General features: G+C 61.8%; 22 protein-coding genes and 1 tRNA gene. 4 read left to right on the top strand and 19 right to left on the bottom strand.

From position 1 onward, the window contains the following. Complete coding sequence (locus G4G27_RS07875) at positions 1 to 1029, bottom strand: lytic murein transglycosylase (RefSeq protein ID WP_183112815.1); 1029 nt, start codon at positions 1027 to 1029, stop codon at positions 1 to 3. 165 nt (positions 1030 to 1194) lie between these two features. Here G4G27_RS07875 and G4G27_RS07870 point away from each other — a divergent pair. Continuing rightward, a tRNA-Ser gene (locus tag G4G27_RS07870) sits at positions 1195 to 1284 on the top strand. 323 nt (positions 1285 to 1607) lie between these two features. On the opposite strand, the gene G4G27_RS07865 is transcribed toward G4G27_RS07870, so the two are convergent. From G4G27_RS07865 to G4G27_RS07785, 17 genes are all read right to left on the bottom strand, one after another. Further along, a complete protein-coding gene (locus G4G27_RS07865; protein ID WP_183112814.1) occupies positions 1608 to 1829 on the bottom strand; it encodes a hypothetical protein in 222 nt (73 codons plus the stop codon). A gap of 265 nt (positions 1830 to 2094) precedes the next feature. Next, positions 2095 to 2316: a hypothetical protein gene (locus G4G27_RS07860; protein WP_183112813.1), complete on the bottom strand. Its 222-nt coding sequence runs from the start codon at positions 2314 to 2316 to the stop codon at positions 2095 to 2097. 74 nt (positions 2317 to 2390) lie between these two features. Then, a complete protein-coding gene (locus tag G4G27_RS07855) occupies positions 2391 to 2714 on the bottom strand; it encodes a PilZ domain-containing protein (RefSeq protein WP_183112812.1) in 324 nt (107 codons plus the stop codon). An 82-nt stretch (positions 2715 to 2796) separates the two neighbouring features. Beyond that, positions 2797 to 3024: a 50S ribosomal protein L31 gene (gene rpmE, locus G4G27_RS07850; protein WP_034159539.1), complete on the bottom strand. Its 228-nt coding sequence runs from the start codon at positions 3022 to 3024 to the stop codon at positions 2797 to 2799. Positions 3025 to 3126: 102 nt separating this feature from the next. Next, positions 3127 to 3609: a 3-hydroxyacyl-ACP dehydratase FabZ gene (fabZ, locus tag G4G27_RS07845; protein WP_183112811.1), complete on the bottom strand. Its 483-nt coding sequence runs from the start codon at positions 3607 to 3609 to the stop codon at positions 3127 to 3129. Positions 3610 to 3614: 5 nt separating this feature from the next. Then, complete coding sequence (locus G4G27_RS07840) at positions 3615 to 4316, bottom strand: OmpH family outer membrane protein (protein ID WP_244624601.1); 702 nt, start codon at positions 4314 to 4316, stop codon at positions 3615 to 3617. A gap of 35 nt (positions 4317 to 4351) precedes the next feature. After that, entirely contained in the window at positions 4352 to 7009 is a 2658-nt protein-coding gene (gene bamA / locus G4G27_RS07835) for an outer membrane protein assembly factor BamA (RefSeq protein WP_183113684.1), read from the bottom strand. 127 nt (positions 7010 to 7136) lie between these two features. Then, positions 7137 to 8270, bottom strand: a complete 1134-nt coding sequence (gene rseP, locus G4G27_RS07830; RefSeq protein WP_183112809.1) for an RIP metalloprotease RseP — start codon at positions 8268 to 8270, stop codon at positions 7137 to 7139. Beyond that, on the bottom strand, positions 8267 to 9439 hold the full coding sequence (locus G4G27_RS07825; protein ID WP_183112808.1) for a 1-deoxy-D-xylulose-5-phosphate reductoisomerase: 1173 nt from the start codon (positions 9437 to 9439) through the stop codon (positions 8267 to 8269). The genes rseP and G4G27_RS07825 overlap by 4 nt, the downstream gene beginning before the upstream one ends. Then, positions 9436 to 10218, bottom strand: coding sequence for a phosphatidate cytidylyltransferase (locus G4G27_RS07820; RefSeq protein ID WP_183112807.1), 783 nt, complete (start codon positions 10216 to 10218; stop codon positions 9436 to 9438). The genes G4G27_RS07825 and G4G27_RS07820 overlap by 4 nt, the downstream gene beginning before the upstream one ends. Positions 10219 to 10220: 2 nt before the next feature. Further along, the gene (gene uppS, locus G4G27_RS07815) at positions 10221 to 10889 is read right to left on the bottom strand and encodes a polyprenyl diphosphate synthase (protein ID WP_244624689.1); all 669 of its coding nucleotides are present in this window, start codon (positions 10887 to 10889) and stop codon (positions 10221 to 10223) included. Positions 10890 to 10981: 92 nt separating this feature from the next. Further along, complete coding sequence (frr, locus tag G4G27_RS07810) at positions 10982 to 11539, bottom strand: ribosome recycling factor (protein WP_183112806.1); 558 nt, start codon at positions 11537 to 11539, stop codon at positions 10982 to 10984. 2 nt (positions 11540 to 11541) lie between these two features. Then, positions 11542 to 12264, bottom strand: coding sequence for a UMP kinase (pyrH, locus tag G4G27_RS07805; RefSeq protein ID WP_183112805.1), 723 nt, complete (start codon positions 12262 to 12264; stop codon positions 11542 to 11544). Between the two features lie 175 nt (positions 12265 to 12439). Beyond that, the gene (gene tsf / locus G4G27_RS07800) at positions 12440 to 13372 is read right to left on the bottom strand and encodes a translation elongation factor Ts (protein WP_183112804.1); all 933 of its coding nucleotides are present in this window, start codon (positions 13370 to 13372) and stop codon (positions 12440 to 12442) included. Positions 13373 to 13461: 89 nt separating this feature from the next. Further along, entirely contained in the window at positions 13462 to 14442 is a 981-nt protein-coding gene (rpsB, locus tag G4G27_RS07795) for a 30S ribosomal protein S2 (protein ID WP_183112803.1), read from the bottom strand. Between the two features lie 419 nt (positions 14443 to 14861). After that, positions 14862 to 15665: a CDP-diacylglycerol--serine O-phosphatidyltransferase gene (pssA, locus tag G4G27_RS07790; RefSeq protein WP_183112802.1), complete on the bottom strand. Its 804-nt coding sequence runs from the start codon at positions 15663 to 15665 to the stop codon at positions 14862 to 14864. Between the two features lie 37 nt (positions 15666 to 15702). Then, positions 15703 to 16431: a phosphatidylserine decarboxylase gene (locus G4G27_RS07785; protein ID WP_183112801.1), complete on the bottom strand. Its 729-nt coding sequence runs from the start codon at positions 16429 to 16431 to the stop codon at positions 15703 to 15705. Between the two features lie 172 nt (positions 16432 to 16603). On the opposite strand from G4G27_RS07785, the gene G4G27_RS07780 reads away from it, so the two are divergent. Beyond that, positions 16604 to 17821 carry an NADP-dependent isocitrate dehydrogenase gene (locus tag G4G27_RS07780; RefSeq protein WP_183112800.1) on the top strand — a complete coding sequence of 406 codons (1218 nt, stop codon included), beginning with the start codon at positions 16604 to 16606 and terminating at the stop codon, positions 17819 to 17821. Here G4G27_RS07780 and G4G27_RS07775 read toward each other — a convergent pair. Further along, positions 17818 to 19068, bottom strand: a complete 1251-nt coding sequence (locus G4G27_RS07775; RefSeq protein WP_244624600.1) for an FAD-dependent oxidoreductase — start codon at positions 19066 to 19068, stop codon at positions 17818 to 17820. The genes G4G27_RS07780 and G4G27_RS07775 overlap by 4 nt on opposite strands. Positions 19069 to 19070: 2 nt before the next feature. On the opposite strand from G4G27_RS07775, the gene G4G27_RS07770 reads away from it, so the two are divergent. Beyond that, positions 19071 to 20870, top strand: a complete 1800-nt coding sequence (locus tag G4G27_RS07770; RefSeq protein ID WP_183112799.1) for a cation:proton antiporter — start codon at positions 19071 to 19073, stop codon at positions 20868 to 20870. 71 nt (positions 20871 to 20941) lie between these two features. Further along, positions 20942 to 21466, top strand: coding sequence for a gamma carbonic anhydrase family protein (locus tag G4G27_RS07765; protein WP_183112798.1), 525 nt, complete (start codon positions 20942 to 20944; stop codon positions 21464 to 21466). The last annotated feature ends 30 nt before the right edge of the window (positions 21467 to 21496 follow it).

The following is a 21496-nucleotide window of genomic DNA, read 5'->3' as shown; positions in this document are numbered from 1 at the left end:
TTATTGTTCAACTGCATCCGCGAGCAACCCGACCGAAAGAGCGTAAAAATTCGAGCAGTTATAATCGAGGATAACCCGATAATTTCCGGTTAGCAGATAGGCGGTTTTTCCCGGGCCATCGGGTTCGAGCAATGTCGCCAGGACGCGGTCACCCGGCCAGGTCCTGGTTTGCGGGGCAACGCCAAGCGCACGCCACTCGGCCATCGTCTTCCACGCACTGTGCCGCTCGAACACCTTGGGGCAGCGCGGTGACAGCGTGCGGTTGGTGATCGAACTGCGATCGAACCCCGTGGGCACATTGACCGCGAATCCCCAGGGTTGCCCGGCGCGCCAGCCGGCATTGGCGAAATAATTGCCGATCGAGGCCAGCGTATCGGCATCGCTGGTCCAGATATCGGCTTTGCCATCGCCATCGCCGTCTCGCGCTAGCCGGATATAGATTGACGGCAGGAATTGCGGCCCGCCGGTCGCCCCCGCCCAGCTGCCCAGCAAACGGCTGCGCGGTAGACCACGATCCATCATCTGCAAGGTCGCGATAAATTCGGCCGAGAACAGCTCGCGGCGGCGCCCTTCAAAGGCGAGCGTCGCCAGTGCACGGGGCAAATCGAAATTGCCCATCACGCTGCCATAATTGGTCTCATGTCCCCAGATCGCGACCATGACCGATTCGGGCACACCGAGCTCGCGCTCGATCCGCTGCAGCCGGAAACGCTGCGCCTGATAGGCGGTGCGCCCGCGATTGATCCGGGAGGCATCGACATGGCGCGCCTTGTAGGGCGCAAAATTGAGAATGCCGGACGTGGTGGGGCTGGCGCCGGGCTGGGCCCGGTCGAGTTCGATCACCCGGGTGTTGAGCGTCAGTGCCGGCATCACCGCGTCGAGCGTCGCGCGGCTGACGCCCTGCGCCTGTGCCTGTGCCCTGAGCGTGACGAGATAGTCCTGGAATCCGGCCTCATCCTGCGCCTGCGCCGATCCGGCAAATATTACGCACCCAAACACGGCGAGCGCCGCCCCAAACCATTGTTTCATCTTGATTGCCGTCCTCCGCATCGGACGGACTTTGCCACAGCGCGACGGCGACACAAACCCCCGACGGTCGCATGTACCGCACGGCAGCGCGCATGATCCGTCACGTGGAAGGCAAACTGGACGCTTGCACATCGGCCGCTCCGCACATTAAGCGCAAGCGCGAGCGGAGAGGTGGCCGAGTGGTTTAAGGCAGCGGTCTTGAAAACCGCCGTGGGTGCAAGCTCACCGTGGGTTCGAATCCCACCCTCTCCGCCAATGCCGAAGGTCGCCATTTCGACTCACACGCCGAAATGGCAATGCCCGCGTTTGTCGAAGGGGCGCGGCAGTCCTTGTCTTGTTTTAAGGTCCATTGCCCTTTGTGCGATAGATCTTGAACAGCCAGCGACCAATAAAGCTCACCCAAAGAACGGTCGCGATGTAAATAACCCATACGGTGTCACGATAACCTCGATCGGATACGTCCGTTTCACTGTAATTGCTAAAATACAATATCCATGATGCGATATAGAGCAGGAATGAGCCTAGGCATCCAAGCGCAAGTACGACGAAAATCCGTAAACATTTGCTCATGTCGTAGACTAAGATTTTAGGTTGGACGGCGCATCGGCGGCGCTTCGTGCTTCATTTTTTTGAGCTTTCTTTAGGAAATAGGTCGCAATTAAGATAGTTGGCACTGCCGGCAAAGCAGCGATTAACAAGGCATGCCCCATTTTCAGAAATGTGGATGCGTATCCATATATTCCGATCGAGATCACAACGAAAACGGCTCCGGCGATTCTATTTTTCATGTCTTTTTGCATTATTATTTCTCCTGTCACCGAGCGTCATCAGGTCAGTCAAACAAGCCTGTGGTTCGGGATACGTTCCTGATCGCAGACAGGTTGCCAGAAAAGTCGTGATCCTGCACGATTTGATGACTGGTCGGCTAACGGCATCGGCCGCTACGGGGCTTCCGGGATTGCGCCAAGTTCTCTGACCGTCGAAAGTGCACCAGAAACGCAGTACGACCGCCCTTATCTCCAAGAAGCGTGGCCGAGTGGGCAACAGGCGTGGCCTGCCAGATCTTTATCTACTGAGCGGTCGTGACTTGCGCGGTGCGCCGTCGGCCTCGTAATCACGGGTCGCATCGAATGCGCGCCAATCGCCGAACGTCACCTTGATCAACGGGAAACCGCAACGGCGGCATGGCGCGCGATAATTATGGCCATCGTCCCAGACGCGGCTGGCGTCGCGCTGATGTTTCAGGATCATGCACAGCAGGTTCATCGCCGCGTTCCAGTCCGCCACCAAGTCATGTCACTGGGGAAAATTGGCCTTACACCGGCGTGGCTGGCATAATCGCGCATTACCCCAATCTCAACCTAGTTCGCACTGAGCGCGGTCAGTGTCTCAAAAGCCGCATCGTCGAGTGCGTGATGAAATTGGCAGCCGGCCTCGAAGTCATCGGCCCACATCACCGTGGCGGCAACCTGGCCAAGCAGCGGCAGAGTCAACCAGATGACCGCGCCCCTGCGCAGTCCTGAATAGCTGTGGATACGGGCGCCATGAATCGACAGATCCGCCACCTTGCACAAGGTGCGGTCGAGCCCGCCCCGCCCGATCCGCGCGTCGAGCGACACCGGCGCGCGCGGGGCTCGCCGGCGTCCGTTGCTGGTCACTGCGGGTTCGTATTCGGCGGCGAACATGGCTCCCCTTTCGCGTGAGCGATGAAGGGAGAGCCTATGCCCGCTTGGCTAACGCGCCGTTAACGACGGCGCGCGGCAGCCGTTATTTCTTGAGAGTCAGACCGCCGAAACGCTTGTTGAAGCGTGCGACCTGGCCGCCGGTGTCAAGCATCGTGCCACGGCCGCCGGTCCATGCCGGATGCGCCAGCGGATCGATTTCGAGCGTCATCGTGTCGCCTTCCTTGCCCCAGGTGGAGCGGGTTTCGTACACGGTGCCATCGGTCATCTGCACCTTGATGGTGTGATAATCGGGATGGATATCTTTCTTCACGTCAAATCTCCGGGAAAAACCGCTGGTTTCCGACCAGCAGCGAAGGCGCGGGGCCTACACGAGGCGCCACGATACGGCAAGAGCCGGTAGTCAAACAGACTTTTAGGCCTTGGGCGGATCCGCGATCATCGCGGTGAAATTGGCCTCGGCCGCCAATTGTCCGTCGATCGTCGCGCGGCCGGCGAATTTGCATACGCTCGATCGCTTCTGCACGAATTCCACTTCGAGCCGCAGCAGAACGCCAGGTTCGACCGGCTTCCTGAACTTCGCACCGTCGATCGCCATGAAATAAACGAGCTTGCCCGAACCGGCGAGGCCGAACGATTCAACCGCGAGGATACCGGCCGCCTGCGCCATCGCCTCGACGATCAGAACGCCGGGCATGATCGGACGGCCAGGGAAGTGCCCCTGGAAAAACCCCTCGTTGATCGTCACCGCCTTGATTGCCGCGATCGACCGGTCGAGGATCAATTCCTCGACACGGTCGACCAGCAGCATCGGATAACGGTGCGGAAGCGCCGCCATGACCCGTCCGATATCGAGCGGGCCGATATCAACTGGGCCGGGCGCCCCCGTTTCACTCATGTCGCTCACCGGCCCTGCGGTTGCGGCTTTGCTGGGGGCGTGGTCGCACCGGGGGCAGCAGGCGCCGCTCCTTGCGACTGTGCCTGACGCACTGCCTGCGCATAGACCGCCTGTTGATACTGCTGCAGCAGCTGGACGGTCTGCTGGCCAGGCTGCCAGTTGGCCGGCGGCGTGATGTTCGCGGTCGGCAGCACGCGATCGATTTCCGCGCGGATCGCGTCGGTGATGTCGACAGCCGGCTGAGCGAACTGGGCGCTGTTGGCCGAGAGCACCAGGCTGATCTTCTTCGCCGCGACGACCGTTTCCAGCGCCGGGTTATATTTCTGGGTGATCTGTTCGATCACATAGGCTTGCGCACGGAGTGCGGGCGCGTTCAGCCGCGAGACTTCCTGCTGGCCATTGGTCTGTGCGGTCTTGATCTTCTGCAGGATCGGATTCTTCGCGGCTTCGGCAGCGGCGAGTTCCTGTTCGGAAACCTGCTTGTCCTTGTTCGTGTCGAGCGGCGCGGCGAGCGCCGTCAGCTCGGTTTGAAGCGCCTGCTGCCGGGTCCGTACCTGATCGAGCTGAGCCTTGTACGTCGTGGCGATCGTCGCATTGGCGGCCTCAAGCGATTTGGCGCCGAGGATGGCCCCTTCAGGATCGGCGACGGCAATGCCGGAAACCTGTGCCTGCGCCGAACTTGCGGCGATGAGCGGCGACGCGATCATCGCGCTAGCCAGCAAAAACTTCTTGTACGTATTCATCAGAAAGCTGTCCCTACGTTGAAAGTGATGAGTTTCGTATCGTCGCCCTTGTCCTTGAGCAGGGCGTAAGCAACGTCGATGCGCAGCGGGCCGAACGGTGAAGTCCAGTTAACGCCGGCACCGACCGACAGGCGCGGCTTGGCCGAATTGCCTACGAATTCCTCCCTGAAAGGCTGTACCCCGGTGTGGAGAACAGTGTTTGCAGTGCCGCCATTACAGACGCCCGAAGCATCTGGAATACCGACTGCGCAGGTCGTAACGATCGTGCCACCATCGGCTTGGGTAATGCCGTAAAGTCGTTGACCGGCATCATTCGTGAGGTACGGCGATACCAATTTGCCGTTCTCGGTGGGGAACGTAATCGTATCCAGCGGCTTGGTAATGCCGAACAGCGCGCCGGTTTGCAGATAGATAGATGGTCGCAAACCGAGTTCGCGCGCGCCTGCACTGAGCGGGATTTCAAGTTCGAGGCGCCCGGAATAATAAGCTCGACCGCCGAGCGCATCGTCGATGATATTGTCCTTGTTGGTATCTAGGACCTGATTGCCGCTTGCATCGATTATATAATTGGTCCGCTGGACACGCGGCCCGACGCCGCGAATGTCGAAGCCGCGAAACTCCGGTTCGCCGAGATAGAAGCGATCGGTGATGCGCACCTTGTCGATGCCTGGGCCCTTGCTGCCCTCAAGCGAGTGGATATAGCCGCCCTCCAGGCTGGCAGACAGAATGAAGCCGCCACCGATGCCCCAATATTTATCGGCATCGAACCGCGTCCGGACATAACGGACATCGCCGCCCAGACCGGCAAAATCCTGGCTGAACACAAGGCGCTGGCCCGCGCTCGGCCGCAACCGGCTGTTAAGGCTGTCGAAGATCAGTGAGTAACCAACCGATGACGTCGCGCGATTGCCAATCGCGTCGCACAGATATCGTCCGGCCTTTACCGGGTCGCAGGTGCCGTTGGTAAAATACTGGCTGTCCAGGCCGACCTTGTCGAAAGAAAGACCGTAACGCGCCGAGAGCGACCAATATTCGGTGAGCGGGATGCCCGCACGGATCTGGAAGCCGGTCGATACCTGGGTGTAGGTCGTCTGGCGTTGGTCGCCGACATAGTTGAACGAATTATAATCGCGGCGGAAGATATCGCCGCCGATCGCGATATTCTTGTCGAACAGATAGGGCTCGGTGAAACCGAGTTCGACCGACTTGGAATAGCTCGAATAATTGACGCTCGCGCGCAGCTCCTGACCCTTGCCGCGGAAATTGCGCTGGCGGATCGATGCCTGGACGATGAAGCTTTCGAGGCTCGAGAAACCGGCCGACAGCTGCAACTCGCCGGTCGATTTTTCCTCGACATCGGCGGTCAGGACGACGCGGTCTGGTGCCGATCCGGGGGTCTGCTTGATCTCGAACTTGTCTTGGAAGAAGCCGAGCGAATTGATCCGGTCCTGCGAACGCTTGACCTGGAAACTGTTGAACGCATCGCCTTCTGACAGGCGGATCTCGCGGCGGACCACCTTGTCCTGGGTGTTGGTGTTGCCGTTGATGTCGACTCGCTCGACATAGGAGCGCTTGGCTTCGGCGATATTGAAATTCAGCGACATGGTGAGGTTTTCACGGTCGCGCTGGAATTCCGGATTCACCTCGGTAAAGGCATAGCCGTAAAGGCCGGCCGCCTCGCTCAGGCTGTCGACCGAATTCTCGACCAGCTTCGCGTTGTACCAGTCGCCCTTCTTGATCGCCAGGCTCTTGGCCAGTGCGTCATTGTTGAAATCGCGGATCGAGCTGTCGACGCTGACATCGCCGAATTTGTAGCGCGGCCCTTCTTCGACCACATAGGTGATGATGAAATCGGACTTGTCCGGGGTCAGTTCGGCGACCGCCGAGGTCACCTTGAAGTCGGCATAACCTTCGGTCAGGTAGAATTGGCGCATCTTCTGCTGGTCATACGCCATGCGATCCTGGTCGTAGCTCGTGTTCGAGCTGAGCAGCCGGAACAGGCGCGCTTGCTTGGTCGCCATCTGTTCGCGCAGCTTGTCGTCGTCGAACACCTCGTTGCCGATGATGTTGATCTGACGGACCTTGGATTTCGGTCCTTCGCTGATCTCGAACACCACATCGACGCGATTCTGGTCGAGCATGACCATCTTTGGCTCGATCGACGCGCCGAACCGGCCCTGGCGGCGATACAGCTCGACGATCCGCGCAATGTCCTGACGGACCGCGGTGCGCGTGAAGATCTGACGCGGTGCGAGCTTGATTTCCTTGGTGATCTTGTCCGACTTGAGGCGCTTATTGCCCTCCAGCACGATACGGTTGATCACCGGATTCTCGCGGATGCGAATGACGATGTCGCCACTTTCAACACCCGCGATCGATACATCAGCAAAGAAATCGCTCGCCAGCAGATCACGCAAACCCTGATCGAGCGTCTCATTTGTATAGGGCTGGCCGACGCGCAGCTTGGTGTAGGACAGCACGGTGTCGGGCTCGATGCGCTGCGAACCTTCGACGCGCAGCGACTTGATCGTGCGTGTCACCGGAGCGACGACCGGGGCCGGCGCCTGGGGTGCGGCTGGTTGAGGTGCGGCGGCCTGAGGCGCTGGTGTCTGCGGCGCGGCCTGCGCATTGGCCGCAATCGGCAGCCCAGACAGCATCGTGCCCGCAAGCAACGCTGTCGTGGCGCGAACGCCGAATTTCGAAACCTTGATCGCTGTCACTGTCCACCCCAACCGGAGAAAATTACACGGGCCGCTTTAATTCGCCTGCCCTGCCTCAACCGCGTCAACCGATCAACCCGGCCAGGTTCTTCCACAGCCCGAATGCGCCCAAATCATTGAACGTCACGAGGATCATCAGCGCAAGCAACGCCGTCAATCCGCCACGAAATGCCCATTCCTGGACCTCCGGTTTAACGGGACGCCGCCGGACCGCTTCGATCGCATAGAAAAACAAATGACCGCCATCGAGCATAGGAACTGGCAAGAGGTTGATGAACCCCAAGTTAATCGACACAAATGCCATCAGCAAAATCAGCGTCGGCACCCCGAGCGAAAGCTGTTCGCCGGAAACCTTCGCGATGCGAAGCGGGCCACCCAACTCACTGACCGATCGCCGCCCACTGATGATCTGTCCCAAAGCATCCAGCGTGCTGCGTAGGGTTTCGCCGGTCATGCGCACACCGACACCCGGCGCCTCGAGAAAGCCGACCGGCTGATAGACGCCGCTTCCGCCGGCTATGCCAAGCTGCCCTTTGCGGAACTCATTACCGAATCGATCGCGTTCGACGGCGGCACCGATGGTGATCTCGGCGCTCCGCGCGACACCGTTGCGCTGATATTCGATCGCGACGCGCTCTTGCGGGCGCAGCACGGTATATTGCCTGATGTCGTTGAAGGTTTCCACGGCGCGACCGCCGAGCGATGTGATGCGATCCCCGATCGCCAGGCCCGCATGGGCCGCCGCGCTGCCCGGCGCCACCATCGCGATCACCGGCGGTGTGCGGTTTTCGCCATATGCCATCGCAAATCCGCTCAGGATCAGGACCGCGAGCACGAAATTCACCACCGGCCCAGCCGCGACGATGATCGCGCGCTGCCAGACCGGTTTGGCCTGGAAGGTTTGCGCACGCTCGGCCGCGGGCAACGCCAGCCAGGCCGCGTCGGGCTGGCTCGCCGGGTTCATGTCGCCGGCAAACTTCACATAGCCGCCGAGCGGCAGCCAGCCGAATTTCCACCGCGTGCCACGCTTGTCGGTCACGCCGAATATCTCGCGGCCGAACCCGATCGAAAAAGCATCGGCCTTCACACCGAACCAGCGGCCGGCGAGATAATGGCCCATCTCGTGAACGAACACGAGCGGTCCGATCACCAGCATAAACGCCAGGATATACAGCCAAAGGCCCGGGGTCTGGATCAAATCACGCAATCCTTCACACGCCCACCCGCTATTCTGGCACCCGCGATCCTCCGGGCCTCAGCGTCGATTGCCAACACAGCATCGAGCGTCTCTGGAGCGGCCGGGTCGTAACGCTCCAGCGTATCGGCGACGATTGCGGCAATTTCGAGGAAGCCGATACGGCGGTCAAGGAATGCCGCGACGGCGACCTCATTGGCGGCATTGAGAATTGCCGGCCTGGCACCCCCCGCGTCCAGTGCCTCGCGCGCCAGCCGCAGCGCTGGAAAACGCACAGGGTCAGGTGCTTCGAAGTCGAGTCGACCGATCGCCACCAGATCGAGCGGCGCCATCGGCGTCGCCATGCGGTCAGGCCAGGCGAGGCAATGAGCGATCGGCGTACGCATGTCGGGCGGGCCGAGCTGTGCAAGCACCGATCCATCGACATAATCGACCAGCGAATGAATCACCGACTGCCGGTGCAGGATGATCTCAATCCGGTCGTGCGCGATGGGGAATAACCGCGCCGCCTCGATCAGTTCGAGGCCCTTGTTCATCAAGGTCGCCGAGTCGATCGAGATCTTTGCGCCCATCGACCAATTGGGGTGGGCCACCGCCTGTTCGGGTGTCACGTCGCGCATCTGTTCGATCGACCAGTCGCGGAACGGGCCGCCGCTTGCGGTCAGGATGATTCGGCGAATCGCTTCGGGCCGTTCGAAATCGAAGCACTGGAAAATCGCGTTGTGCTCGGAATCCGCCGGCAACAGCGTCGCGCCATGGCGTTTGGCCGCGGCGAGGACGACATCACCCGCCGATACCAGCGGCTCCTTGTTGGCGAGCACCACCGTGCCGCCCTGCCCGACCGCGGCCATGACCGGTTCTAGCCCGGCACAGCCGACGATCGCCGCCATCGTCCAGTCCGCGCCCATCGCCGCGGTTTCCAGCAGCGCACGGGCGCCGCCCGCTGTTTCGATACCGGTTCCGGCAAGCGCGTCGCGCAGTGCCGCAAGGCAGCTTTCGTCCGCTACCACCGCACGGCGGGCGTTGGTGCGGATCGCCGCCTTGGCCAGCTTCTCGACATCGCAATTTGCGGTCAGCGCGAGGACCTGAAATCGTTCCGGTTCCCGCTCGACCAGGTCAAGTGTCGAACTCCCGACCGACCCGGTGGCGCCAAGGATCGTGATCGTCTTCACGTGTAGAACCGCGGCAGGATGACAAGCAACGCGGCAAGCGGTGCAACCGGGACAAGTCCGTCGAGCCGGTCGAGCACGCCGCCATGCCCGGGCAGGATGTCGCCGCTATCCTTCACCCCAGCGCGACGTTTCAACCAGCTTTCAAACAAATCGCCACCTTGCGCCAGCACCGCTAGGACCGGCGTCGCCAGCGTCATGCGCCACGGCAGCCCGTACAGAATATGCATCGACAGTGCGAACAGGCTCGCCAGTACCACGCCGCCGATCAGGCCTGCCCAGGTCTTGTTCGGGCTGATCGCAGGCCATAACTTGGGTCCGCCGATCGCGCGACCAGCGAAATAGGCGCCGATGTCACATGCCCAGACCAGCGCCAACGCCCAGAGCGTATAGACGATGCCCTCATCCTGGCGGCGGATGAACAGCAACGCGAGCACCGGTAACCCGCAATAGATCGCCCCTGCCGCCAACGTCGGTCGTTTTGTCACGATGACGATGAAGAATGCCGCGCCGGCGAGCAGCCCGAGCGTGAAGAAATTATGGATCTCGATAATCAGCGACGCCGGCGCCATCAGCGCCAATGGGATCGACAGCGCGAACTGCGCTGTGCGACGGGTCTTGCGGTCGACCCCGTCGAGATCGGCCCATTCCGCCATCATCAACAGCGCCAGCACGACACAGAGCAGCCAGAAACCGATACCGCCGGCCCACAACGCCAATGCGGCCACGGCGATAAGCAGCACGCCGACTGCCGCACGCAGCCCAAGGTCCGAGGTTTGCATGGTCAAAGGCCGCCGAAGCGCCGCTGACGCTGGCCGAATTCGGCGACGGCCTTGTCCAGCGCGGCTGCGTCGAAATCAGGCCAGAGGGTGTCGACGAAAAGCAATTCGGCATAGGCCGCCTGCCACAGCAGGAAGTTGGAAAGCCTGATCTCGCCCGAGGTGCGAATGAGCAGGTCGAGCGGCGGCAGATCGTTGGTGTCGAGTTCGGCCTCGATCGCCGCTTCGTCGATCGCCGCGATATCGAGCGTACCTTGGCCGACCTTTGCCGCGAGCCGCCGTGCCGCCGCAGCGATTTCGGCCTGCGCGCCATAATTGAGCGCGATGACCAGGATCGGCCCGGTATTGGCAGCGGTCCGCGCGATCGCATCATTCACTTGCTGAACGAGGTCGGCGGAAAAGCGCCGGTAATCGCCAATCACCCGCAACCGCACGTTTTCGCGCACCAGTTCATCGATATCGGTGCGGATGAACAGGCGCAGCAACCCCATCAGGTCGCTCACTTCTTCTTCGGGGCGGCGCCAGTTTTCCGACGAAAAGGCGTACAGGGTCAGTGCTTCGATCCCCATCGCCCGGGCAGCGCGACTGACCGAGCGAACCGCTTCGACACCGGCCTTATGCCCGGCGAAGCGCGGCAGAAACCGCTTCTTCGCCCAGCGACCGTTGCCATCCATGATGATCGCGACATGACGCGGCAATGACGCCGTCCCGGTGGGCAATGGCGCCGTCCCGGCAGCGGGATGCGCGGCCGTGGCGGGCACGGGCATCACTTGCCGAGGATTTCCTTTTCCTTGGCCGACGCGGCGGCATCGATATCGCCGATCGTCTTGTCCGTCAGCTTCTGCACTTCGGTTTCGAGCTTCTTGCGATCGTCCTCGCCGAACAGGCCCTTTTTCTCGTCGATCTTCAGGCTGTCCATGCCGTCGCGGCGCACGTTGCGCGCGGCGATCCGGGCATCCTCGGCATATTTGCCGGCGAGCTTGGCCAGTTCCTTGCGACGTTCTTCGGTCAGGTCGGGGATCGGCAGGCGCAAAGTCGTGCCATCGACGATCGGGTTGAGGCCGAGGCCGGCCGAGCGAATCGCCTTGTCGGCCGGGCCGACATTGCCCTTGTCCCAAACCTGCACCGACAACATGCGCGGCTCAGGGGCGGACACCGTAGCGATCTGGTTGAGCGGCATATGTGCGCCATAGACCTCAACAGTGACCGGATCGAGCAACGAAGTTGACGCACGACCGGTACGCAGACCCTGTAGGTCGTGCTTCAATGCCTCGACGCTTCCGGCCATGCGGCGCTCGAGATCGGCCTTATCATAGGCTGCCATGATTACTGCTCCTTCTGAACCGTCGTCGACACGCCCTCACCCGCGAGAACGGCGGCAAAATTGCCATGTTCACGGATGTTGAAAACGACGATCGGGATATTGTTGTCGCGGCAAAGCGCAATGGCGCTAGCGTCCATTACCTTCAAATTCTTGGCCAGCACGGTATCGTAGCTGACCGTATCGTAACGTGTCGCGCCGGGCACGACCTTCGGATCGGCATCGTAGACGCCGTCGACAGAGGTGCCTTTAAACAAGGCATCGCATTTCATCTCCGCGGCGCGCAACGCGGCACCACTGTCGGTCGTGAAATAAGGCTCGCCGACGCCCGCGGCGAAGATCACCACGCGGCCTTTTTCCAGGTGGCGTTCGGCCCGGCGGCGAATTACCGGCTCGCATATCTTGTCCATCGAAATGGCCGATTGGACGCGGGTGGAAACACCAATTTGTTCAAGCGCGTTCTGCACGGCGAGCGCATTCATGACCGTCGCGAGCATGCCCATATGGTCAGCGGTCGCGCGTTCGAAACCTTTGGCGGCGGCCGCCAGCCCGCGGAAGATATTGCCGCCGCCAACGACGACGCACAGCTCATAGCCCTGCGCCTTCACGTCCGCGATCTCACCCGCAACGCGCGCGGTCACGGCGGGATCGATGGCGAGACCATTCTCGCCCATCAGGACTTCGCCCGATAATTTCAGCAATATGCGTTTGAAGCGAAGTGCTGTCACAAGGTTCCAACATGCTGGCGGACGGGGCGGCGCGGACCTTAGTCGGCACGACCGTCGATGGGAAGCGCGAAGGCAGCCGGATGGCCGACCTCATTTACCAAGAAGGCCAGAGCCGACTGCATGTCGACCCTGGCCTTCTGGTGCCTCTCCCGCTGTCGGGAGAGGGCATGTCAGATCAAGCGGGCTGCTTGACGCCCGAAGCCGCGGCGACTTCGGCTGCGAAGTCGCTCGCTTCTTTCTCGATACCTTCGCCGAGTTGGAACCGGACATAGTCAACCAGTTCGATCGACTTGCCAGCTGCCTTGGCGGCGTTGGCGACGACATCGGAGATCTTGGTCTTGCCGTCCATCACCAGCAGCTGGCTGACCAGGGCGTTTTCCTTGCGGTACTTTGCGATTGCACCGTCGACCATCTTGGCGACGATGTCGGCCGGCTTGCCGCTCTCGGCTGCCTTTTCGGTCGCGATCGCGCGCTCGCGCTCGACGATCTCTGGATCGAGGCCATCCTCGTTCAGCGCGAGCGGGAAAGCCGCCGCGATGTGCATCGCGATCTGCTTGCCGAGCGGCTCGAGCACATCGGCGCCCGCATCGCTCTCGAGCGCTACGAGCACGCCAATCTTGCCGAGACCGGGAGCGGCCGCGTTATGGACATAAGGTACGATCGCACCCTGCGTCACTTCGAGGCGCTTGGCGCGGCGGATCGTCTGGTTCTCGCCGATCGTCGCGATGTTGTTGGTCAGCGTCTCGTCGACCGTCTTGTCGCCGAGCTGCGCCGCCTTGATCGTGTCGATCGAATCGCCGAGCTCGAGCGCGACCGAGGTCACGTCGCGCACGAAGGTCTGGAACTGCACGTTCTTGGCGACGAAATCGGTCTCGGAATTGACTTCGACCGCAGCGCCCTTGGTGCCCGACACTTCGATGCCGACTAGCCCCTCGGCCGCGGTACGGCTGGACTTCTTGGCCGCCGAGGCGAGCCCCTTGGCGCGCAGCCAGTCGATCGCCGCCGTCATGTCGCCACCGGCTTCGGTCAGCGCCTTCTTGCAATCCATCATGCCCGCGCCGCTCTTCTCGCGCAGGTCCTTCACCGCTGCTGCCGTGATCTCGGCCATGTCAATTTTCCTCTTGTGCTTCAAATATGGGTGCGGGCGGGAAAAGGCTGAAACGCCCTACCCCGCCCGCATGTCATTCCGGCGACGGTTCAGGCGTCGATCTGGCGCTCGCCTTCAGCGGCCGTTTCCGGTTCGGTCGAGGCGGCGGGCGCCTCGGGCTCAACCGGTGCTTCGACTGCTGCCGGAGCTTCTACCGCTGCAGGTGCTTCGGCGGCCGGTGCGTCGGCAACGGGTGCCTCCGCAGCAGGCGCTTCCGGCGCAGCGAAGGTCTCAGCGGTCACCGACGTATCGGCCGGCGCTTCTTCAGCGGCCGGAGCGACGGTCAGCGCTTCCTCGACCGGCGGCGCATCCATTGCACCGACATCAACGCCACGGCGCTGCTGCTGCTCCTGGCCGCCACGCGTCGCAGCGATCGCGATCGCTTCGCAATACAGACGGATCGCGCGGCTGGCGTCGTCATTGGCCGGCACCGGGAACGCGATGCCGTCGGGCGAAACGTTCGAATCGAGGATCGCGACGACCGGGATACCAAGTGTATTGGCTTCCTTGATCGCCAGCTCTTCCTTGTTCGCATCGATCACGAACATCACGTCGGGAATGCCGCCCATGTCGCGGATGCCGCCGAGCGACAGCTCAAGCTTATCCTTTTCACGGGTAAGCTGCAGCACTTCCTTCTTGGTCAGGCCGTGCGTATCGCCGGTCAGCTGCTCTTCGAGCGTCTTGAGGCGCTTGATCGAGTTCGAAATGGTCTTCCAGTTGGTGAGCATGCCGCCCAGCCAGCGGTGGTTGACGAAATGCTGACCCGAACGGCGCGCTGCGTCCGCGACCGGCTCTTGCGCCTGGCGCTTGGTACCGACGAACAGCACCTTACCGCCAGCGGCAGTCGAGGCGGCGACGAATTCGAGCGCACGCGCGAACAGCGGAACGGTCTGCGACAGATCGAGGATGTGGACGCCGTTGCGGTCGCCAAAGATGTAAGGCTTCATCTTCGGGTTCCAGCGATGCGTCTGGTGGCCGAAATGCGCGCCCGTTTCGAGCAATTGCTGCATGGAGACGACAGGTGCCGCCATAAGATAGTTCCTTTCCGGTTGAGCCTCTGGGAAGCGAGTAATCCGTCGAGCGAGCCCTAATGGGCCAACCAGGCGGACACCGGCGATGTGTGCTTCCCATGCGGTGTGAAGGCGCGCCCTCTATCCGACAGCGATCCGCAAATCAAGTGTTGACATGCGGAACATCAGTGGAACATAAAGGGTTCGTAAGGCGGACATGGAACGGAACGGCGCTTACTATGGTTAGCGCATTCAGACCGTGGCCCAAATTCAGGGAGTTGGGCAAATGATGACGTTCGTCGCACTATTGATTTTCGCCGGCGCCTTCGCTGCCGCTCTTGCAGTGTTCGCATTTACCCTGATGCCGGCGATGCCGCGGATCGTCGCGATCTTGTCTGGACGCGAAGATCCCATCCTCGCCTCCACGCATCGCTTGACGGTCAGAGATCGACGGTCGGTGGTACGGCCGCGAGCGGTGGCGACGGTTGCGATCCGCGCTGTCGCCTGACCCTTGCGTAGGAGGTTATGCTGAACGGCAACGAGACGATATAGGCGATGCACAGGAGCGATAGCGTGTGCCATGGGGCCGACACCATGGCCGCTCCGACGATCACCACAACTGCCAGCGCCTCGAAGCGGATGTTCCGCCGCAGTTTGAGCGAACTCCACGAATAAGTCGCGACGCTCGACACCATCAGGAGCGCGACCATCGCGACCCAAGGCGCAACGAGATAGGGCGACTGAAACAGCGGCTCGCTAGTCCAGAACCACATGAACAGCGGTAACAATGCCATCGCCGCAGCCGCTGGCGCCGGGACGCCGGTCAGGAACCCGGCCGATTTGTGCGGTTGCTCCGTGACATCGATATTCGCGTTGAACCGCGCGAGACGGAGCGCACAGAAGACCGCCAGAACCAGCGAGCAGAGCCAGCCGATACGCGGCAAAGCGTTAAGTGACCAAAGATAGATGATCAGCGCCGGCGACACGCCGAACGAGATCGCGTCGGCCAGCGAATCGAGTTCGGCGCCGAACCTGCTCTCGCCATGCAGCATCCGGGCAATGCGTCCGTCGATGCCGTCAAGTACGCCCGCGATCAGGATCAGCGTGACCGCAACCTCCCAATTCTGCGAAATCGCATAACGGATTGCTGTCAGGCCGCAGCATAAGGCCAGAGCGGTGACCGCGTTGGGCGCGACTGCACGCAGCGGCAAACCGCGCGACAATTGCCGGGGAGGACGGCTCATCGATGCTGTCCCTTCAAATCCGTCACGCATGCTCGAGTCATTGCGCAATGCCGGTCGGCACAACGCCGCCGACCCGGCCCAAGACTGTTTCGCCCGCGATGGAGCGTTGTCCTAGACAAACCTGACACGAGACATCGTCCGGCAGATAGACATCGACCCGGCTGCCAAAACGGATCAGCCCGACGCGCTGGCCGTTGGCGACCATATCGCCCGGCTTGACGAACCCCAGGATGCGCCGCGCGACCAAGCCGGCAATCTGGGTCATGCCGACGCGCCGCCCATCGCGACCTTCGACGACGATGTGCTGGCGCTCATTCTCCTCGCTCGCCTTGTCGAGATCGGCATTGAGGAATTTACCCGAAATATACACGACCTGGCGGATCGTGCCGGCGATCGGGGTACGGTTGATGTGCACGTCGAACACCGACATGAAAATCGACACACGGATCAGCGGTGCATCGCCAAGGCCATTCTCGCCGGCCAGTTCGCGTGGCACGGGCACGCGCTCGACCATCGTAATCAGCCCGTCGGCGGGGGCGATGATCAGCCCTTCACCTGTCGGTGTCACGCGAACGGGATCACGGAAAAAGGATACGACCCAGATCGTCAGGCCGATCAGCGGCCAGGTGATGAAATCCCAGAAGATCAGCGACAACAGGACGAACACGCCCGCGATCAGGACATATTTGCGGCCCTCGGGATGCATATCGGGAAAACGCCATTTGACGGTCGAGTTCGCCAGTGGCGGTTTATCAAGTGATGACATGACGTTGTTCTACTCACCGCAGTGCAACGTGACAACGCTGCAGCGCGTGATCGCCCACTTCATGGCTGTCATGACCATTTCTCTGGCGTGCCGAGGTTGATCGCAGCCATCCTTGCTCCTAGACGCCCAATCTAGAGCTAGGACCAAACCTCCCCTTACGGAAAGAGTATCGATGGCGAAGATCAAGGTGAAGACGCCTGTCGTGGAGATCGACGGCGATGAGATGACGCGGATCATCTGGCAGTGGATTCGCGAGCGGCTCATCCTCCCCTATCTCGATATCGACCTCGAATATTACGACCTTGGGATCGGCAAGCGCGACGAGACCGACGACAAGATCACCGTCGAATCGGCCAAGGCGATCCAGAAGTACGGCGTCGGCGTAAAGTGCGCGACGATCACGCCGGACGAGGCGCGGGTCGAGGAGTTCGGCCTGAAGAAGATGTGGAAATCGCCTAACGGCACGATCCGCAACATCCTCGGCGGCGTTGTATTCCGCGAACCGATCGTGATGAAGAACGTGCCCCGCCTGATTCCGGGCTGGACCCACCCGATCGTCGTCGGCCGCCACGCTTTCGGCGACCAGTATCGCGCGACCGATTACCGCGTGCCCGGCCCGGGCAAGCTGCGGCTCGTATTCGAGGGCGATGATGGCACCGTGATCGACGAGGAAGTGTTTCAGTTCCCGTCATCGGGCGTCGCGATGGCGATGTACAACCTCGACGATTCGATCCGCGATTTCGCGCGTGCGTCGATGCATTACGGCCTCAATCTCGGCTGGCCGGTCTATCTCTCGACCAAGAACACTATCCTCAAGGCCTATGACGGCCGCTTCAAGGATCTCTTCGCCGAGGTTTTTGAAAGCGAATTCAAAGATAAGTTCAAGGAAGCCAACATCGTCTATGAGCATCGGCTGATCGACGACATGGTCGCTTCGGCGCTCAAATGGCATGGCGAGTTCGTCTGGGCCTGCAAGAATTACGACGGCGACGTGCAGTCGGATCAGGTAGCGCAGGGCTTCGGCTCGCTCGGCCTGATGACCTCGGTCCTGCTCACGCCGGACGGAAAGACGGTCGAGGCGGAAGCCGCGCACGGCACCGTCACGCGCCATTTCCGCATGCACGAACAAGGCAAAGCGACCTCGACCAACCCGATTGCGTCGATCTTCGCCTGGACCGGTGGTCTGAAATATCGCGGCAAGTTCGACGGCACGCCTGAAGTGACCGAGTTCGCCGAGCTGCTCGAAAAAATCTGCATCGACACGGTCGAGAGCGGCAAGATGACCAAGGATCTCGCGATCCTGATCGGACCGGATCAGCCCTGGATGACGACCGAGCAGTTTTTCGAGGCTGTACGCGTCAATCTGGAAACCGCGATGGGCGCGAGCTAATCCGCTCGCTCGGCTTCCGGCGATCGGACATGTTCCGACCGGAAGCCGAGCCCCAAGACTCGTGCCGGAATTCTTCGCAAGAGCGGTATCGCATCGAGCAATCGCGCGGCCAGGGGTGGTTTCGCCATCGGCGTGGTGCTGGCCAACAGCGGCTGGATGATGCGGTCCTGGATCGCGCGCTGGAAACCCTGAGTAAGTCTGGTCGGGAACATGCGGCGATCTTGCACTTTTTGCAGCAATGCATCGATTGCCGCGCCATTCGCCAGCGGGCCGGCCAGCGCATTTGCCGCCGCAACGGCATCCTGCACCGCCAGATTGATCCCTACCCCGCCGATCGGCGACATGGCATGCGCCGCGTCGCCAATGATCAGCAAACCGGGGCGGTGCCAGCGATCAAGCCGATCGACTGTCACGGTCAACAGTTTGATGTCGTCCCAGCTCTTCACGCCTTCTGCGACCGTCGCCGTTTCCGGGCCGACCGCGCGAACGCGCGTCAGAAAGGCGTCGAGGCCCTCAGCCCTGATCTTCTCCGCCCCGCCCTTGGCGAAGACGAAAGCGCATTGCCAATAATCACCGCGGTCGATCAGTACGAACAACAGCCCGGTATCGAACACGCCCATGCTGTCGTTGTCGGGCTGCATCACTTTTGGAATGCGAAACCAGAACACATCCATCGGCGCCCCGACCGTCGTGAGCGGTAAGCCGGCACGGAAACGCGAATCACGACCATCGCAGGCAATGACGAGGCGGCTACGAATTTCGGCGCCATCTTTCGTTCGGGCGCCGGTGACGCGCCCGCCTTCTTCGATCAGATCGATCGCCGCGCAGTTCTGCCGCAATGAGAAGGTCGGATAGCGGCGCGCCTGTTCCGCAACGAAATCGAGGAACTCCCATTGCGGCATCAGCGCGATGTACGGCGCGGGCACGCGAAGATGGCGGAAATCAACGATCTTCAAGTTCTGGCCGGCGACACGCCCGCCCAATTGCTCGACCCGGTTATGCGGCCGCTTCAAAAGCTCATCGAGCAAGCCAAGCTCATGGAAAATGCGCAGGGTCGACGGATGGACCGTATCGCCCCGAAAATCGCGCAGGAAATCGCCATGCTTCTCCAGCACCAGCGTCCTGACCCCGGCGCGCGCGAACAACAGCCCGGCCATCATCCCCGCTGGACCGCCGCCAATAATCACCAGATCGGTATTTTCCTCAGTCATCGGCTGACAAACCGGCAGCGTTACGATTAGATGCACCCATGGCCTCCCCCCTCAGCAACGCCGGTTTCAGCGACGCCCTTGTCATCCTTGGCGCGGCGGGGATCGTCATTCCGGCCTTTGCGCGGTTCAAGATCAGCCCGGTGATCGGCTTCATCCTGGTTGGTCTCCTCGTCGGTCCGTCGGGTCTGGGCACGCTCGTTCGCGACTATCCGTGGTTATACTACATCACGATCTCCGATGCACATTCGATCGAACCGTTCGCCGAATTCGGCATCATCCTGCTGCTCTTTTCGATCGGGCTGGAACTGTCGCTCAAGCGGCTCTGGGCGATGCGGCAGCTGGTGTTCGGCACGGGTGCCGCACAGTTGCTGGGTTCGGCCGTCGTGATCGGGCTGGCACTTCACTTCATCGGGCAAAGCTGGGCCGGCGCAACCGCACTCGGCCTCGCGCTTGCGCTGTCGTCGACCGCGCTGGTGCTGCCGATCGCGGGCACCGCAAGCCCGGTCGGCAAGACTTCGTTCGCAATGCTGCTGTTCGAAGACCTGGCGCTTGTGCCGATCATCTTTGCCCTTGCGGCAATGGCCCCCAGCGCGGCAGGCGACGGGCTGAGCGGCATATTAGGTGTCGCGGCGCGGGGCTTGTTTACCATCGCGGTGATCTTCGTCGCCGGGCGCATATTCCTGCCCCGGCTGTTCGCGCAGGCCGCACGGACCAAAAGCCCCGAACTCTTCCTTGCCGCATCGCTGCTGGTGGTGATCGTCGCCAGCCTCGCCACGACCGCCGCGGGCCTGTCGCCGATCGTCGGCGCGCTGCTCGCCGGCCTGCTCATCGCGGAAACCGAATATCATAGCGAAGTCGAGGTCATCACCGCGCCATTTAAAGGTCTCGCGCTGGGCGTATTCCTGATCACTGTCGGGATGAGCCTCGACATCCGGCTCATCCTGGAGAATTGGCCCGAACTGTTGCTCGCCATCACCAGCGTCGTTTCGGTCAAGACCGCCATGACGTTCGGGCTGCTCAAATTTGCCGGCATTCGTAACGGTGTGGCGGCCGAAGCGGGCGTGCTGATGGCAAGTCCGTCGGAAACGACGCTGATCGTGCTCGGTGCCGCGGCGCAAGCGCAACTGATCCAGCAATCGACCGCGAATTTCTGGCAGACGGTCACCGCGATCGGCCTGACCATCACGCCATTGCTCGCGCAATTGGGCAAGAAGGTCGCCAAAGGCATCGAGCAGCGCGACAAGAGCGATCTCGACCAGGCCGAGATTCCGCCCGAAGGTCCGGGCACGGTGGTGATCGGCTTCGGTCGCGTCGGGCGCATGGTCGCCGACATGCTCAAGGTACACAACCAACCGTTCATTGCGGTCGAGGCGGACATCGATGCCGTGTCGGCGGCACGCGCCGAGGGTTATCCAGTGATCTTCGGCGATGTATCGCGCGCCGAACTGGTCGATCGCCTCAACCTTGGCCGGGCCAAAGCGCTGATCCTGACGATGGACGACCCCGTGCTGTCGGTCCGCCTCACGCGCCGCGTGCGCGGCTGGGTGCCCGGCCTGACCATCGTCGCCCGCGCCCGCGACACCGCGCATGCCGCCGAACTTTACCGCGCCGGCGCAACCGACGCGGTGCCCGAAACGTTGGAAAGCTCGCTGCAATTATCGGAAGCCGTGCTGGTCGATCTCGGCGTTGCGGTCGGTCCGGTGATCGCCTCGATCCACGAGAAGCGCGACGAGTTGCGTAAGGAGATCATGGCCGCGGCAAGCCTCGAGCGCGAACCCCGATTGCGCCGGGCGCGCAAGGCCACCGGCACCGGCACGCTCGGCGAGAATGCCAACTAACGCTGGACAATTCGCGACGGTTTGCGCGGCGATGTCGTTGCTCTTAAGCGGCGTGTTCAGGGAGATCGACCATGCCGCTTTATGAAATCGACGGAAAACGTCCGCATCTGGCACCCGGCGCCTGGGTCGCGCCAAGCGCCGACCTGATCGGCGAAGTCCTGCTTGGCGAGGATGCGAGCGTCTGGTTCGGAGCGGTCATCCGCGGCGACAACACACCAATGATCGTCGGCCCGCGCAGCAATATCCAGGAGGGCGCGGTGTGTCATTCGGATGCCGGTGCGCCGCTGACGATCGGCGCCGACTGCACGATCGGACACAAGGCGATCCTGCACGGCTGCACGATCGGTGACCGCGTGCTGATCGGTATGGGGGCGATCGTCCTCAACCGCGCGGTGATCGCCGACGGGTGCATCGTCGGCGCGGGCGCGCTGGTGACCGAAGGCAAGACCTTCCCCGCCGGCAGCCTGATCGTCGGCAGCCCGGCGCGGGCAATCCGGGAACTCGATGATAACGCACAGGCCATGCTGCTGATCTCGGCCCGGCATTATGTCGACAAGGCGCATGGTTGCGCCATTGGCTTGAAGCGGGTGGACTGAGTCACAACACCTTGATCTGGCACAATGACG

It is taken from the genome of Sphingomonas sp. So64.6b, from assembly GCF_014171475.1.
In the GTDB taxonomy this organism is placed as follows: domain Bacteria; phylum Pseudomonadota; class Alphaproteobacteria; order Sphingomonadales; family Sphingomonadaceae; genus Sphingomonas; species Sphingomonas alpina_A.
The sequence above is the reverse complement of the archived record's forward strand: the minus strand, read 5'-3'. Positions and strand labels throughout refer to the sequence as shown.

What these genes read in the sequence shown, in the direction of transcription:
- G4G27_RS07765 (WP_183112798.1), top strand. Translation starts at nt 20,942, where the DNA reads ATGCCGCTTTATGAAATCGACGGAAAACGTCCGCATCTGGCACCCGGC.
- pssA (WP_183112802.1), bottom strand. Translation starts at nt 15,665, where the DNA reads ATGAGCCGTCCTCCCCGGCAATTGTCGCGCGGTTTGCCGCTGCGTGCA.
- fabZ (WP_183112811.1), bottom strand. Translation starts at nt 3,609, where the DNA reads ATGAGTGAAACGGGGGCGCCCGGCCCAGTTGATATCGGCCCGCTCGAT.
- tsf (WP_183112804.1), bottom strand. Translation starts at nt 13,372, where the DNA reads ATGGCCGAGATCACGGCAGCAGCGGTGAAGGACCTGCGCGAGAAGAGC.
- G4G27_RS07840 (WP_244624601.1), bottom strand. Translation starts at nt 4,316, where the DNA reads ATGATCGCGTCGCCGCTCATCGCCGCAAGTTCGGCGCAGGCACAGGTT.
- bamA (WP_183113684.1), bottom strand. Translation starts at nt 7,009, where the DNA reads ATGCTGTCTGGGCTGCCGATTGCGGCCAATGCGCAGGCCGCGCCGCAG.
- G4G27_RS07855 (WP_183112812.1), bottom strand. Translation starts at nt 2,714, where the DNA reads ATGTTCGCCGCCGAATACGAACCCGCAGTGACCAGCAACGGACGCCGG.
- G4G27_RS07865 (WP_183112814.1), bottom strand. Translation starts at nt 1,829, where the DNA reads ATGCAAAAAGACATGAAAAATAGAATCGCCGGAGCCGTTTTCGTTGTG.
- G4G27_RS07780 (WP_183112800.1), top strand. Translation starts at nt 16,604, where the DNA reads ATGGCGAAGATCAAGGTGAAGACGCCTGTCGTGGAGATCGACGGCGAT.
- G4G27_RS07770 (WP_183112799.1), top strand. Translation starts at nt 19,071, where the DNA reads ATGGCCTCCCCCCTCAGCAACGCCGGTTTCAGCGACGCCCTTGTCATC.
- uppS (WP_244624689.1), bottom strand. Translation starts at nt 10,889, where the DNA reads ATGGATGGCAACGGTCGCTGGGCGAAGAAGCGGTTTCTGCCGCGCTTC.
- G4G27_RS07785 (WP_183112801.1), bottom strand. Translation starts at nt 16,431, where the DNA reads ATGTCATCACTTGATAAACCGCCACTGGCGAACTCGACCGTCAAATGG.
- frr (WP_183112806.1), bottom strand. Translation starts at nt 11,539, where the DNA reads ATGGCAGCCTATGATAAGGCCGATCTCGAGCGCCGCATGGCCGGAAGC.
- G4G27_RS07820 (WP_183112807.1), bottom strand. Translation starts at nt 10,218, where the DNA reads ATGCAAACCTCGGACCTTGGGCTGCGTGCGGCAGTCGGCGTGCTGCTT.
- rpsB (WP_183112803.1), bottom strand. Translation starts at nt 14,442, where the DNA reads ATGGCGGCACCTGTCGTCTCCATGCAGCAATTGCTCGAAACGGGCGCG.
- G4G27_RS07875 (WP_183112815.1), bottom strand. Translation starts at nt 1,029, where the DNA reads ATGAAACAATGGTTTGGGGCGGCGCTCGCCGTGTTTGGGTGCGTAATA.